Annotated in this window: 13 protein-coding genes; 7 read left to right on the forward strand and 6 right to left on the reverse strand. The window is 65.1% G+C overall.

Annotated features, from left to right (window positions below; all coding sequences use genetic code 11):
* Positions 1-10 precede the first annotated feature (10 nt).
* The gene (gene glmS, locus AC1DHL_RS12010) at positions 11-1,891 is read right to left on the reverse strand and encodes a glutamine--fructose-6-phosphate transaminase (isomerizing) (protein WP_478162102.1); all 1,881 of its coding nucleotides are present in this window, start codon (positions 1,889-1,891) and stop codon (positions 11-13) included.
* 139 nt (positions 1,892-2,030) lie between these two features.
* Here glmS and AC1DHL_RS12015 point away from each other — a divergent pair, with 139 nt between their 5' ends.
* Positions 2,031-2,522, forward strand: a complete 492-nt coding sequence (locus tag AC1DHL_RS12015) for an Lrp/AsnC family transcriptional regulator (RefSeq protein ID WP_478103154.1) — start codon at positions 2,031-2,033, stop codon at positions 2,520-2,522.
* A 17-nt stretch (positions 2,523-2,539) separates the two neighbouring features.
* Here AC1DHL_RS12015 and glmU read toward each other — a convergent pair whose 3' ends face one another.
* Positions 2,540-3,973 (reverse strand): bifunctional UDP-N-acetylglucosamine diphosphorylase/glucosamine-1-phosphate N-acetyltransferase GlmU, encoded by a 1,434-nt coding sequence (gene glmU, locus AC1DHL_RS12020; RefSeq protein ID WP_478103152.1) that lies wholly within the window; start codon positions 3,971-3,973, stop codon positions 2,540-2,542.
* 144 nt (positions 3,974-4,117) lie between these two features.
* On the opposite strand from glmU, the gene AC1DHL_RS12025 reads away from it, so the two are divergent.
* Positions 4,118-5,050 carry a glycosyltransferase family protein gene (locus AC1DHL_RS12025; protein WP_478103151.1) on the forward strand — a complete coding sequence of 311 codons (933 nt, stop codon included), beginning with the start codon at positions 4,118-4,120 and terminating at the stop codon, positions 5,048-5,050.
* Here the strand turns inward: AC1DHL_RS12025 and AC1DHL_RS12030 are convergent.
* Positions 5,035-6,324: a hypothetical protein gene (locus AC1DHL_RS12030; RefSeq protein ID WP_478103149.1), complete on the reverse strand. Its 1,290-nt coding sequence runs from the start codon at positions 6,322-6,324 to the stop codon at positions 5,035-5,037. The two genes, AC1DHL_RS12025 and AC1DHL_RS12030, sit on opposite strands and share 16 nt — an antisense overlap.
* 116 nt (positions 6,325-6,440) lie before the next feature.
* On the reverse strand, positions 6,441-7,211 hold the full coding sequence (locus AC1DHL_RS12035; protein WP_478103148.1) for a Crp/Fnr family transcriptional regulator: 771 nt from the start codon (positions 7,209-7,211) through the stop codon (positions 6,441-6,443).
* A gap of 107 nt (positions 7,212-7,318) precedes the next feature.
* Between AC1DHL_RS12035 and AC1DHL_RS12040 the strand changes: the two genes are divergently transcribed.
* Positions 7,319-7,711: a BLUF domain-containing protein gene (locus AC1DHL_RS12040; RefSeq protein WP_478162103.1), complete on the forward strand. Its 393-nt coding sequence runs from the start codon at positions 7,319-7,321 to the stop codon at positions 7,709-7,711.
* A gap of 5 nt (positions 7,712-7,716) precedes the next feature.
* Here the strand turns inward: AC1DHL_RS12040 and AC1DHL_RS12045 are convergent, their stop codons facing one another.
* On the reverse strand, positions 7,717-8,046 hold the full coding sequence (locus AC1DHL_RS12045) for a DUF2917 domain-containing protein (protein WP_478103146.1): 330 nt from the start codon (positions 8,044-8,046) through the stop codon (positions 7,717-7,719).
* A gap of 144 nt (positions 8,047-8,190) precedes the next feature.
* Between AC1DHL_RS12045 and AC1DHL_RS12050 the strand changes: the two genes are divergently transcribed.
* Complete coding sequence (locus tag AC1DHL_RS12050; RefSeq protein WP_478162104.1) at positions 8,191-9,174, forward strand: LysR substrate-binding domain-containing protein; 984 nt, start codon at positions 8,191-8,193, stop codon at positions 9,172-9,174.
* A 16-nt stretch (positions 9,175-9,190) separates the two neighbouring features.
* Here AC1DHL_RS12050 and AC1DHL_RS12055 read toward each other — a convergent pair whose 3' ends face one another.
* Positions 9,191-9,808 carry a 5-formyltetrahydrofolate cyclo-ligase gene (locus AC1DHL_RS12055; RefSeq protein ID WP_478103143.1) on the reverse strand — a complete coding sequence of 206 codons (618 nt, stop codon included), beginning with the start codon at positions 9,806-9,808 and terminating at the stop codon, positions 9,191-9,193.
* A gap of 9 nt (positions 9,809-9,817) precedes the next feature.
* Here AC1DHL_RS12055 and AC1DHL_RS12060 point away from each other — a divergent pair, with 9 nt between their 5' ends.
* The 3 genes from AC1DHL_RS12060 to AC1DHL_RS12070 all read left to right on the forward strand — a co-directional run bounded on the left by AC1DHL_RS12060 (position 9,818) and on the right by AC1DHL_RS12070 (position 13,290).
* Positions 9,818-11,836 carry a lytic transglycosylase domain-containing protein gene (locus AC1DHL_RS12060; protein ID WP_478162105.1) on the forward strand — a complete coding sequence of 673 codons (2,019 nt, stop codon included), beginning with the start codon at positions 9,818-9,820 and terminating at the stop codon, positions 11,834-11,836.
* A 43-nt stretch (positions 11,837-11,879) separates the two neighbouring features.
* Positions 11,880-12,512, forward strand: a complete 633-nt coding sequence (locus tag AC1DHL_RS12065) for a mechanosensitive ion channel domain-containing protein (protein ID WP_478162106.1) — start codon at positions 11,880-11,882, stop codon at positions 12,510-12,512.
* Between the two features lie 94 nt (positions 12,513-12,606).
* A complete protein-coding gene (locus tag AC1DHL_RS12070; protein ID WP_478162107.1) occupies positions 12,607-13,290 on the forward strand; it encodes a glutathione S-transferase family protein in 684 nt (227 codons plus the stop codon).
* Positions 13,291-13,320: the final 30 nt, after the last annotated feature.

Raw genomic sequence — 13,320 nt, forward strand, 5'->3', positions numbered from 1 at the left:
CTGAGCGGACCTACTCCACGGTCACGCTCTTGGCCAGGTTGCGTGGCTTGTCGACATCCGTCCCCCGCGCACATGCCGTGTGATACGCCAGCAACTGCAACGGCACCACGTGCAGCATCGGCGACAACGCGCCGTAGTGCTCGGGCATGCGGATCACATGAACGCCTTCGCTGCTCTCGATGCGCGTGTCGCCGTCGGCCAGCACATACAGCACGCCCCCGCGTGCGCGCACTTCCTGCAGGTTGCTCTTGAGCTTCTCCAGCAGCGCGTCGTTGGGCGCGACAGTGACCACCGGCATCTCGCTGGTGACCAGCGCGAGGGGGCCGTGCTTGAGTTCACCGGCCGCGTAGGCTTCCGCATGGATGTAGGTCACTTCCTTGAGCTTGAGCGCGCCTTCGAGCGCGATCGGGTAGTGCAGGCCCCGGCCGAGGAACAACGCGTTTTCCTTGCGCGCGAAGTCCTCCGCCCAGCTGATGATCTGCGGCTCCAACGCGAGCACCGACTGCAGTGCAACCGGCAGATGCCGCATTTCTTTCAGGTAGCGCACTTCATCCACTGCGGACAACCGGCCCTTCGATTGCGCGAGCGCCAGCGTGAGCAGGAAGAGGCCCGCCAATTGCGTCGTGAAGGCCTTGGTCGAAGCCACCCCGATCTCGACGCCCGCGCGCGTGATGTAGGCCAGCTTGCACTCGCGCACCATGGCGCTGGTCGCGACGTTGCAGACGGTGAGTGTCTGCGTCATGCCCAGTGAGCGCGCGTGCTTCAACGCGGCCAGCGTGTCGGCCGTTTCGCCCGACTGGCTGATCGTCACGACGAGCGTCTTCGGGTCTGGCACGGAGTCGCGGTAGCGGTATTCGCTCGCGATCTCGACCTGGGTGGGGATCTTGGCGATGCCTTCGAGCCAGTACTTTGCCGTGCAGCCGCTGTAGTAGCTGGTGCCGCAGGCCAGGATCAGGACCTTGTCGATTTCCCTGAAGACGCGCCATGCGGCGGCGCCGGGCTCGCCGTCGATCGCTACACCGTCGAAGAGCTCGGGCACGATGCCTTCCACGCCTTCGAGCGTGTCGGCAATGGCGCGCGGCTGCTCGAAGATTTCCTTCTGCATGTAGTGGCGATACGGACCGAGTTCGGCCGCGCCGCTGTGTGCCTGCACGGTACGCACCAACCGGGTCACGGGCTTGTGCGCGCGATCGACGATCCAGTACTTGCCGGGCTGGATGTCGACCACGTCGCCTTCTTCGAGGTAGACGATCTGGTCGGTCACACCGGCGAGCGCCATCGCATCGCTGGCGAGGAAGTTCTCGCCCTCCTCCGCGCCCACGCCGAGGATCAGCGGCGACCCGGCGCGCGCGCCGACCACGCGGTGCGGCTCGTCGCGGCAGATCACTGCAATGGCGTAGGCGCCCTGCAGTTGCCTGACGCTCGCCTTCACGGCTTCGAAGAGGTCTCCGTCGTAGTGGCTGTCGACGAGGTGTGCGATGACTTCGGTATCGGTCTGGCTGGCGAATGCATAGCCCTTGCCCTGCAGGGCGACGCGCAGGGGCTCGTGGTTCTCGATGATGCCGTTGTGCACGATCGCGATGCGTCCGGGCCGCGCCGCCTCGGCGTCCGCGCCGGGACCATGGCTGAAATGAGGGTGGGCATTGTGGACCGCAGGCGCGCCATGCGTGGCCCAGCGTGTGTGGGCGATGCCGGTGGTGCCTTCCACATGATCGTTTCGCACTTGAGCCAGCAAGTCGGCCACGCGCGACGTGGTGCGAGCGCGCTGCAGACCATCGGCATGGACGGCCACGCCACAGGAGTCATAGCCGCGGTATTCCAGACGCTGCAGGCCCTGCACGAGGATGGGAACGATGTCGCGACCGGAAACAGCGCCGACGATGCCACACATGAAATTGCTCCTGGGGATTGGAAAGTTGAGCAATCCTATGGCGCGTCGATTGAAATTTCTCTTCTCATTTCTTCCATATATGGAATCAAATTACTTGCGACGTGATTGGTGAATTTTTATTTCACTATGATCCATAGAAATGAAAATAACAGATCTCGATGACATCGACCTGCGTCTTCTCGACGCGCTGCAACGCGATGCCTCCCAAAGCAACCAGTCGCTGGCCGAACGCTTCAGCATTTCGCCACCCACGTGCCTGCGGCGCCTGCGTCGCTTGCGCGAATCAGGATGGATCGAGAGCGAGGTCGCGATCCTGCGCGCCGACCGGATCGCTCCGCTGCTCACCGCGGTGGTGGAGATTTCGCTGGATCGGCAGGACGCATCCGCGCTCGACGCCTTCGAGCAACGCATTGCGTCCGACGAAGCGGTCCAGCAGTGCTATCGCGTCTCACCGGGACCGGATTTCGTATTGATCGTCACTGTGCGCGACATGCCCGGCTACCAAGCCTTGGCGCAGAGGCTCTTCACGAGCGATGCCAATGTCCGCAACGTGAAGGCCTTCTTCAGCGTCAAGCGGGCGAAGTTCGCGCCGCAGTTGCCGTTGCCGTTGCCGCTGTCCCGCCGCGGATGACGCCTTGACCGGGCGCTTCAGTCTTTGGGCACCTTCTTCGGACGCTGCCAGTTCGCGAAGCTGGTCTGCCGCGCGCGCGAGATCGTCAGCGCACCCGGCTCGGTGCTCTTGGTGACGGTCGAGCCGCCGCCGATCGTGCCGCCCGCACCGATCGTGACCGGTGCGACCAGCACGCAATTGCTGCCCACGTGCACGTCGTCGCCGATAACGGTGCGGTGCTTGTTGGCGCCGTCGTAGTTGGCCGTGATGCTCCCGGCGCCGTAGTTGACGCGCTGGCCCACCGTGGCGTCACCCAGATAGGCAAGGTGATTGGCCTTCGCGCCCGCCGCGAGCGTCGAATTCTTGACTTCCACGAAGTTGCCGATGTGCACTTCCGCGCCCAGGCGCGCCCCGGGCCGCAGGCGCGCGAACGGCCCGACCAGCGAGCCCGCGCCCACCGTCACGCCGGCCTTTTCGCCATCGATGTGGGTGAAGGGATGGATCACCGATCCGGTCTCGATGCGCGCATTGGCGATGACGCAGTTGGCGCCGATGCGCACGCCCGCACCCAGTGAGACTGCCCCCTCGAACACGCAGTTGACGTCGATCTCGACGTCCGCTTCGCAAGCCAGCGTGCCGCGCAAGTCGAAGCGCGCAGGGTCGGCCAGCCGAACACCCTGCGCCATCAGCGCATCGGCCTGGCGCAGTTGGTAGGCGCGCTCCAGCGCGGCCAGCTGCGCGGGGCTGTTCACGCCGGCCACCTGCAGGGCATCGTCAGTGCGATGCGCGACCACCGGCACGCCGTCGACCGTAGCAAAGCCGACGACGTCGGTCAGGTAGTACTCGCCCTGCGCGTTCTTGTTGTCGAGCCGCGTGAGCCAGGTTTTCAGGAGCCGGGCGGGCACCGCCATGACGCCGCTGTAGATCTCGTTGATGGCGCGCTGGCCTTCATTCGCATCCTTTTCCTCGACGATGGCGAGCACTTCGCCCTCCGTCTCCTGGCCCAGCGCCCGCACGATGCGGCCATAGCCGGTCGGCTTGTCGACCTGGATGGTCAGCAGCGCCAGCCGTCGCCCTGCGCTTTCCGCGACCAGCGCGCGCAAAGTGGACTCGCCGATGAGCGGAACGTCACCGGAGAGCACCACCACCGTGCCGTCGTCTGGCAGCAGCGGCATCGCCTGCTGCATCGCATGGCCGGTGCCCAACTGCGGAATCTGGCGCGCGAAAAGAGGCGTCACGCCCGGCACGGCGCCGTCGAGGGCCGATTCGACATCGGCCGCGCCGTGCCCGGTCACGACGACGATGTTGCGCGCGCCAACGCGGGTGGCGGTGTCGATCACATGCGCCACGAGCGACCGGCCACCCAGGCGGTGCAGCACCTTGGGCAGGCTGCTCTTCATGCGCGTGCCTTTGCCGGCAGCCATGATGACGATGTCGAGAGGTTCCTGGTTGTGCTGCGGAGTCTGATTCATGCCACTTTTCCGAATGCTTCGCGCGAACTGGCGCGATTGGCGCGGATTATCGACGCGTCCGCACTCGGCAATGCGCTGCGAAATGCACCGATCGCCGGCGTACGACATCTGTTTACACTCGAACGCGCCTTACCTCCACTACCCATGAACATCACGCTCTGCACGCTCTTCGAAGGCAACTACCATTTCGGGGTTGCAGCGCTGTCGAATTCGCTGATCGCCGCCGGCTACGAGGGCGACCTCTGGGTCGGCTATCGCGGTGCGCTGCCGAGCTGGATCACGCAATCGCCATCCTTCGATCGTTCCACGGGCCGGCTGCAGGTCGCGCAGACGCTCGCCCTATGCATGGTCGAACTCGACACGCCGCTGCATTTCGCCTACTACAAACCCACTTTCATTCGCGAAGTATTCGAGCGGCATGCACCGGCATCGACCGTCGTTGCCTATCTCGATCCCGATATCGTCGTGAAGTACGACTGGTCCTCGTTCACGGGATGGTTCACCGAAGACGGCATTTCGCTTACCGAGGACATCAACTGGAGCTTCCCGGCGCGACATCCCAAGCGCCTGCTGTGGAACCGTTTCTTCGAGCCGCACGGCATCACGCCCCGGCGCGCGCTCGAGCGCTACTACAACTCCGGTTTCATTGCCGTTTCGCGCGAGCACTTCGAGTTCCTGGCCCTGTGGCGCCATCTGTGCGAGATCGTCCTGGCCTACAACGCCGGCATCAAGCACCTCAAGGCAGGAGGCCCGGCCGCACTCTTCCATTCGACGGACCAGGATGCCATGAACTTCGCCCTCACGGTATGCGACGCGCCGCTGAACACGGCGGGGCCTGAGGCAATGGATTTCGCGCCCGGCGGGTATTACCTCTCGCACGCCATCGGTTCGGTGAAACCATGGCACGGCGGGCATATCCGCCAAGCGCTGCGGGGCAAGCCGCCATCGATGGCCAGCAAGTGGTACTACCGCTTCGCCAATGCGCCCATCAAGGTGTATTCCGACGGCGATCTCGCGAAACGGCAAATCTCGCTCAAGATTGCCTCGGCCATCGGACGAATCTACAAGCGAGCCTGAGCCGGCCCCATCCGCCACTGCCTCCAGCGCATCGTGAGGAGCGCGTACTGGTAGCCGAAATTGGCCACGCTGGTCGCGATGCCGAACCCGAGGACCGAGCGAAGATCGGTCACACCAATCACTGCCAGATAGAGAACCTGGATGGTCAGCGTCACCAGGATGCTGTAGCTCTGCCCCGACGTCGCCCCACGCACCGTCAGCGAACGGAAGGCGAAGCCTGATGCGCTCTGCAGCATCGATGAGAGGAACACCATCCATACCAGCGGCGTCAGGCTGCTGTATTTCGAGCCCAGCAGCAGGATCCAGTACTGGGGAAAGTAGATCGAGGTCAACAGCGCCAGTCCCATCGTGCAAAGATAAGCCAGATGCGCCCTGAGCACGATGGACTGCAGCCGCGTGCCCGTGGGCGAGCGGGCAATGGCCGGAAACAGAAGGATGCCGGTGACACGATCGACGACGATCAGCACCATGCTCAGGCGCCCGAAGGCACCCACTTCCGCCATCATGTTCGACGTGCCGAAGAGCGACACCAGGAACACCGTCACGACGCCCTGCACCTGGTAGAAGATCGCCGGGAGTACCAGGGGCTTGGCAATCTGGATCACCTGGGCATCGACGCGCCGGGCATCGTCGGCATCCAGCCTTGAATCGCCGATTTCGTGCACCCTGAACTCGTGGCGAAAGAACATGACGCTCACGATGCTCGTCGCGGCCGTGGCCGCCACGACACCGGCCACGGTCCATGAGGTCGTCGGAAGCAACAGGACGGTGCCGACAAACGTGATCCGCACGAGGCTCGAAGTGAAGCCGATGCGATTCAGGCTGGGGATGTGCCCAAGAATCACCAGGATGGTGCCGCCGTAGTGCTCCCGCAGCGCCAGAAGAACGACCGTGAGCATCAGCGCTGACGCAAGGAAATAAGCCGGCCCGAACCAGCCGTGCTGGCGGGAGGTGAGGAACCAGTAGGGCACCACCAGCAACAGACCCAGGCCCAGCAGCAGCCAGCGCTTGCGGAACACCTGCTGACACGCGCCGACCACCCACGGAACCTCATTCGAACGCTGCCCGACCACCGGCATGCAGCAGTGAGCCAGCCCCAGATCGGTCACTCCCAGAACCAGCATCATGCAAGCGGCCAGAAAGGTGTAGGCGGCGTACTGGTCCTTGGGCAGCACGTTGACGATGAGCAGTCCGGAGACGCCGCCGACGGCCACGCCAAGCGATTCGACGCCGCCAACCGTGGCGATCTGGCGCAGCCGGGAGAGCAGGTTCATCAGATGAGGCGATGCAATAGTGTCAGGAAGGGACCTGACGATAAGCGATATCGATGACGCAGGCGCATCGATATTGCCGGGCGGCGTGCGCTCCTGCGCAAAGACCGCCAGAGCCGTCAGATCAGCGGCACCGGACGCAGCGGCCGCTCGAAGTAGTCGCCCAGCGATTCCAGCGCCTTCGGATCGAGGATGCGCAGCCAGCCGCCTTCGAGGCGATGCAGGTTCAGGTGCCGCAGTCGCCGCAAGGTCTTGTTGGTGTGGACGAGAGACAACCCGAGCGCGTCGGCGATGTGCTGCTGGTTGAACGGGAATTCGACCCAGCCGTCGCGCACCATGCCGACCCGCTGCGCACGGCGATAGAGATGCATCAGCAGCATCGCGACTCTTTCGTTCGCGTTGCGCCTGCCGGCGGTGACGAGGTTGTCGTCCACCATCTTCTCCTCCCGCGCGGCGAGCCAAGTGATTTCGTAGCCCAGCTTTGGATGCGCATGGAACAGGTCCCAGAGCTCGTCGCGGTCGAACATGCAAAGGGTGACGTCGGTCACGGCCTCGACGCCGTGCGTATAACCGTCGGCAAATTCGTCCTGCAGTCCGATGAAATCGCCCGGCAGCAGAAAGCTCAATATCTGCCGGCGGCCGTCGCTGAGCGTCTTGAAGCGAAAGGCCCAGCCGCCGTAGAGCGTGAAGAGATGGGGACCGGGGCGGTACTCCTCGATGATGGGTCTTCCGGCTTCGACAAGGCGCGAACCGCGTCGGAACGCCTCGATGGCGCGCACTTCGGCCGGGGATACCTGGAGGAAGGCGGGATTCGCGCGCAGGCCGCACTGATCGCAGGGGTGGTCACCGCAAGGGGGAACGGCGGGCGCCGGATAGTCCTCGAATTTCACGTCGGCACTATAGGCCCGCGAAACTGCCGCTGTCCTGAGTGTCTTTTGACATTTCGCCGTTCGAGTCCGGCTCCTACACTCCGCTCGCCTTCTCTCCCCGACAGCCGATGGAACTTCAGGAAATCCTCTATTGCAGCCGACTCGCCCCCGATCAGTCGACCACCGTGGTGGGCCACATCGTGACCCTGGCCCGCGCCCGGAACGCCCAGGAAGGGATCACCGGCCTGCTGGTATTTGACGGATTGCGCTTCTGCCAGCATCTCGAGGGGCCGCCGGAGCCAGTGATTTCGCTGATGCGCCGCCTGGCAGCCGACCGGCGGCATTCGGATGTGCGCATCCTGTATGAGGGCACGCTGCTGAAACGCCGCTACCAGCGCTTCGAGATGGGCCTGGCGGAAGTGGAAGACCACGAAGATCTGGCGGACCTTCATGATCTCCACGGCAGGGAGGCGCTCGAGCGCTTCATCGCGCTGCGCTCCCGCTTCGATATCGCCGGCTGAGGCGCTCAGCCCCTGGGTGCGGCCTGGACGGCGTCCCAGCTGTAGGTCGCGCCGTTGCCGTCCCAGGGCTCCATGACGATGCGCTGGCCCGCCGCCACGGTGATCGACTCACCCGGTGCCAGCACCAGGTCTTCGCTTCCCCATTGGGCGGTGGCGTCGCGCGTGACCCACACCCGGCCTTGCCGGACGCGCAGCACGCTGGCGCTCGTTGCCTTCAGACTCATCGCATGGCCGGCCTCGAGTTGCCATGCCCCACGGCGCACGGCCGAAGGCACGGTGGCCGGACGGCCCAATGCAATGGAAGACGGCGAGGTGGAGGTGCAGACGGCAGACATGTTCGACTCCTTGATATTGAGCACGCAAATGGCGCGCTTCGGGAATGAATGATCTGCCCTCCGTCGTTGGCGGTCCAATGAAAACGCGGTAGCCTACTGATTCCGGATTCGCATCAATCCACCCATCGTCGAAGGCCGACAGACATGCTCCATTCGCAAACCCATCTGCGGTCCAGACCGATTTCGGCCGGCCACCTTCGCGCCTTCGAGGCGGTCGCCCGCCACCTGAACTTTCGGGCCGCGGCCGAGGAAATGGCGTTGACCCAGTCGGCCGTGAGCCGTCAGATCCAGTCACTGGAGGAGGAGGTCGGCGTGGGTCTCTTCCTGCGGCACACGCGGGCGGTCGAATTGACGAGCGCCGGTGCGCAATTGCTGCTGGCGGTTCAGCAGTCGTTGCCGCGCATCGACGGTACAGTGCGTCAGATCCGTCAGAACGCCGGGCGCAAGAGCGTGTCGCTCACGACCTTCGCATCGTTCGCCTCGATGTGGCTGATTCCGCGCCTGGAGGCGTTTCAGCGCGACAACCCCGAGATCGACATCCGCATCGACGCCAGCGACGCGGCGCTCGACCTGGACATCGCCGATGTCGACATCGCCCTGCGCTACGGCCCGCGCGAGAACATGCCGGCCGGCGCCCTGCGCCTGTTCGGCGAGAACATCACGCCGGTGGCAAGCCCCTGGCTCATCAAGACCAATCCGCCGATCAAGTCGCCGGCGGACATCGCCGGCTTCACGCTCATCGAAGCGGGAGACGCGCACCGCACCCACCTCGAATGGCTCACCTGGCGCCGCTGGTTCGAGGTCAACAGCATGCCGCGCGCGCAGCCGCGGCGCTGGCTGTACTTCAACTATGCCTACCAGATGGTGCAGGCCGCGTTGACCGGCCAGGGCGTGGTTCTGGCGCGAAGCTCGCTCATCGCGGAAAGCCTGGCCAACGGCGACCTCGTGGAAGTGCTCCCGCAGCACCGCATGGATTCACCGATGGGCTACTGGCTGATCACCGGGCCGCGCAGCGCGCCAAGGCCTGAAATCCAGGCTTTCAACGAATGGCTGCAGGCCCAGGCTGCGATCACCCGGGAAACGATCGGCGAGGTGCCAGACCCCGACACGATCGATCAGATGGATTGACTCGTCGCGTGCCCGGTCAACCTATCGGCCAGACGACGCCGTTGTCGTTCAGGATTGCATCGAGTGGCAGGTCGTGCGCCTCCGGTTCGAAGTTCTCCAGGAAGCCGTTGGTGAAACCCAAACCGACCGTGAACGGTCTCGGCTCCAGCGCCGCGAGCGTGCGGTCATAAAAGCCGCCACCGTAACCCAAGCGATAGCCGCCAGCGCTGTACCCCAGGCAGGGCACGAAGAGCAGCGTGGGCACGATCAGCTCGGTTTCCTTCGGCTTCGGGATGTCGAAGGCATCGTTTTCCATCGGGCAGCCCGGATACCACGCGTGGAAGCCCAGCGTCTTGTGGACCCGGTTGACGACCGGCAGGCCGATGCGCCTGCGCTGCGGCTCGTCCAGGAGTTCGCCGTCTTCCTTCCAGCGGTGCAGCGCCGGCAACGGATCGAATTCACCCTTGATCGGCCAATAGGCGCCGATCACGGTATCCGGCCGCCCGACGAGCCAGATCCGCATCACGCGCTGCAGAAGATCGGAGCGCGCGAGGCGGTCCGGCATGCCGAGGCGCTGTTCGATCAGCGCCGCACGCAACTGAGACTTGAGAAATGTGGCAGTTGCCGAGGTGTCGGCACCCTTTGACTTGTCCATAATCCCCCGATGCAATTCGCAAGCATTTTGGCATCCGTCCGCCGCCGCCGACGCGGTGCTCTTTCAACTCTTGCTTTTTCGTTCCTTGTGATTGCCGCGACGACCCGGCCGGCCGACGCGCAAAACAGCAACGACGACGTCCTCCTCCAGATGAAACAGGCCGCCCAGCGCGGCGACAAGGCGCGCCTCACGGCGCTGCTGCCGCAGGCACGCGGCCATGTGCTCGAACCGTGGGCCGCCTACTGGGAAATGAAGGCTCGCCTGCAGGATGTCAGCCTGCCGGAGATCCAGGAGTTCCTCGCACGGTACGCCGGCACCTACCAGGAGGACCGCCTGCGCAATGACTGGCTGCTGCTCGCCGGCCAGCGCCGCGACTGGGAAGGCTTCACCTCGCTGAACCCGGCATTCCGCATGAACGACGATGCCCAGGTGCGCTGCTACGCCGTCCTGGTCGAGACCTTGCAGTCTGGCACCGCCACCCGCGGCCAGTTGGAGGAAATACGCCGCAACTGGTTCGGCCAGCGCGACCTCGATGACGGCTGCCTGACGGCGGCGGACCGCATGATCAGCGCAGGCCTGATGTCGCCCAACGATGCCTGGAAGAAGGCGCGCCTCGCCATCGAGGCGAACCGGCCGCAGGCGGCTCGCGCCGCGGTGATGCTGGTGGCGCCCGATGCGATCCCGCTGTTCGACGAAATGAACGCCAACGTCGGCAAGTTCCTGGCCGGCCGGGCCGTCGTCGCGGCCAAGTCGCGCCGCGAACTGGTGGTGCTCGCGCTGATCAAGATGGCGAATGCCGACCCCGACATGGCCGCGTCGCAATTCGACGCCAAGTGGAGCCCGATGATGTCCGCCGAAGAGCGCAACTGGCTCTGGGGCACCATCGGACGGCAAGCCGCGAGCAAGCTCTCGCCGCTGGCCAACGGCTACTTCGCGAACGTCACCAAGAACAGCGACCTCACCGACGACATGCTCGCCTGGAAGGCGCGCGCCGCATTGCGCACCGGCGACTGGAAGATCGTGCAGGCCGCCATCGACGCCATGAGCGAGACGCAGCAGCGGGATCCCACCTGGGTCTACTGGAAGGCTCGCGCCCTGGCTTCATATGGCGGCGACGAACGCCGGGCCCAGGCCCGCACGCTGTACGAGAGCATCTCCGGCACACGCGGCTTCTACGAACTGCTGGCCCTTGAAGAACTGGGCCAGCGTGCGACCGTGCCGACGCGGCCGGCGCCGCTCACGCCCGAAGAAAAGAACGCGGCGCGCAACAACCCGGCGCTCAACCGGGCGCTCTACGCCATCTCGATCGGCTTGCGCCCCGAAGGCACGCGCGAGTGGAACTACGCCACCAATCTGCACACCACGGGCGGCATGACCGACCGGGACCTGCTGGCCGCAGCGGATCTCGCCTGCCAGCGCGAGGTATGGGATCGTTGCATCAACACCAGCGAACGCACCAAGGGTGTGATCGATGTCGAGCAGCGCTTCCCGATGCCCTTCCGCGACACGGTGGTGCGCAAGAGCCGGGAGATCGGCCTCGATCCCGCCTACGTCTATGGCCTGATCCGGCAGGAGAGCCGCTTCATCATGGATGCCCGCTCGGGCGTCGGCGCCTCGGGTCTGATGCAGGTCATGCCGGCCACCGCACGCTGGACCGCCAAGAAGATCGGCATGAGCGACTTCACGCCGGGCCAGATCAACGATCACGAGACCAACATCACCATCGGCACCAACTACCTGAAGCTCGCGCTCGACGACTTCGACGGCTCCATGGCGCTGGCTGCCGCGGCCTACAACGCCGGCCCCGGCCGGCCGCGCAACTGGCGCAACGGGCCGACGATGGAGGCCGCCATCTGGGCCGAGAACGTGCCTTTCAGCGAGACGCGCGACTACGTCAAGAAGGTGCTGGCGAACACCACCAACTACGCAGCACTGATCACCGGCAAGCCCCAGTCGCTCAAGGAAAGGCTCGGCCGCGTGGGCCCGCGCGATACCGCCGAGCCAGAGTCGAGCAAAGACCTGCCTTGAGCAACCGCGAACCAGCCCTACGCGCTGAGGGTGAGGGTCCGCCATGATCCATGCCCTGCAGAACCTGCGCGCCCAATTGCCCGGCTGGGCCATCGAATGGCTGGAAATCATCGTCCCGACGGCGCAGGTCGGGCTGATCCTCCTGGGTGCCTGGCTGATCTATCGCTTCGTGCGCCGGCTGATCGCGCGCGTGACCACGGGCTACCGATTGCCCCACAACGTGGCCATGGTCACTCGCCGCACGGCCGGTTTCCTGATCTATGGCGGCGCGCTCATGTGGGGCCTGGAGCGGCTGGGCGTCTCGGGCACCGTGCTATGGACCGCCTTCACGAGCTTTGCCGCCGTCGGCGCCGTGGCCTTCTTCGCGGCCTGGAGCGTGTTGTCGAACATCTTCTGCGCGCTGCTGATCTTCACCACGCGCATGTTCTGGCCCGGCGACACGGTCGAAGTGCTGGAGAACGGAGAGAAGCCGGGCCTCAAGGGCCGTGTGCTGGACATCAACCTGATCTTCACGACGCTGGAAGAAAGCGGCAGCGCCCAAGGGGGCACGACGCTCAAGATTCCGAACAGCATGTTCTTCCAGCGCGCAGTGCGCCGCTGGCACGGCAGCGCGCCCGAGCTGCCGCAACGGGTCGACCTGGCGCCGCCGACCTCCCGGGACACCCTGCACCGCTGAGCATCAATTCCGGGCCGTGATTGCATCAATCACCCCGGAGGCCGCAGCTAGCATCGAAGGCTTTGCACCACTTCCGACTTCTGGAGACCCCGCCATGCCACAGCTCTACATCGGCAACAAGAACTACTCGTCCTGGTCCATGCGGCCCTGGGTGCTCATGAAGCAGGCGGGCATCGCTTTCGATGAAGTCATGGTGCGTTTCGATTCCTTCGGCGAGGACTCGAAGTTCAAGCACACCATCCTGCCGCTCAATCCGTCAGGAACCGTGCCGGTGCTGAAGGACGGCGACATCGTTGTCTCCGACACGCTGGCGATCTGCGAATACCTCGCCGAGACCCATCCCGACAAGAAGCTCTGGCCCGCCGACCGCGCCCGGCGTGCGCAGGCGCGCAGCGCATGCGCCGAGATGCATGCGGGCTTCGGCATGCTGCGCACCCATTGCACGATGAACATCGAGGCCGACCTCCGGCAGCAGGGCCAGATCATCCTTCGCGACCAGCCTGGCGTGCGCGCGGACCTCCATCGCATCGTGCAGCTCTGGAGCGGCCTGCTCGAAGCGAGCGGCGGTCCCATGCTGTTCGGCGAATTCAGCATTGCCGACGCCTACTTCGCGCCCGTTTGCATGCGCATCGTGACCTTCGGGCTGCCCGTGCCTGCAGCGATCTCGGCGTACGTCGAGCGCATTCGCGCGCTGCCGGGCGTGAAGGCGTGGATGGACGAGGCCCTCCTCGAAAAGGACTTCGTCATCGCCGACGAACCCTACCGCCTGGCGCCCTGAGCCGATCGCGCACCGCCCCGGCGCGCCGCC

The organism is Variovorax sp. 10L426, assembly GCF_056395305.1.

What these genes read in the sequence shown, in the direction of transcription:
- glmS (WP_478162102.1), bottom strand. Translation starts at nt 1,891, where the DNA reads ATGTGTGGCATCGTCGGCGCTGTTTCCGGTCGCGACATCGTTCCCATC.
- AC1DHL_RS12015 (WP_478103154.1), top strand. Translation starts at nt 2,031, where the DNA reads ATGAAAATAACAGATCTCGATGACATCGACCTGCGTCTTCTCGACGCG.
- glmU (WP_478103152.1), bottom strand. Translation starts at nt 3,973, where the DNA reads ATGAATCAGACTCCGCAGCACAACCAGGAACCTCTCGACATCGTCATC.
- AC1DHL_RS12025 (WP_478103151.1), top strand. Translation starts at nt 4,118, where the DNA reads ATGAACATCACGCTCTGCACGCTCTTCGAAGGCAACTACCATTTCGGG.
- AC1DHL_RS12030 (WP_478103149.1), bottom strand. Translation starts at nt 6,324, where the DNA reads ATGAACCTGCTCTCCCGGCTGCGCCAGATCGCCACGGTTGGCGGCGTC.
- AC1DHL_RS12040 (WP_478162103.1), top strand. Translation starts at nt 7,319, where the DNA reads ATGGAACTTCAGGAAATCCTCTATTGCAGCCGACTCGCCCCCGATCAG.
- AC1DHL_RS12045 (WP_478103146.1), bottom strand. Translation starts at nt 8,046, where the DNA reads ATGTCTGCCGTCTGCACCTCCACCTCGCCGTCTTCCATTGCATTGGGC.
- AC1DHL_RS12050 (WP_478162104.1), top strand. Translation starts at nt 8,191, where the DNA reads ATGCTCCATTCGCAAACCCATCTGCGGTCCAGACCGATTTCGGCCGGC.
- AC1DHL_RS12055 (WP_478103143.1), bottom strand. Translation starts at nt 9,808, where the DNA reads ATGGACAAGTCAAAGGGTGCCGACACCTCGGCAACTGCCACATTTCTC.
- AC1DHL_RS12060 (WP_478162105.1), top strand. Translation starts at nt 9,818, where the DNA reads ATGCAATTCGCAAGCATTTTGGCATCCGTCCGCCGCCGCCGACGCGGT.
- AC1DHL_RS12065 (WP_478162106.1), top strand. Translation starts at nt 11,880, where the DNA reads ATGATCCATGCCCTGCAGAACCTGCGCGCCCAATTGCCCGGCTGGGCC.
- AC1DHL_RS12070 (WP_478162107.1), top strand. Translation starts at nt 12,607, where the DNA reads ATGCCACAGCTCTACATCGGCAACAAGAACTACTCGTCCTGGTCCATG.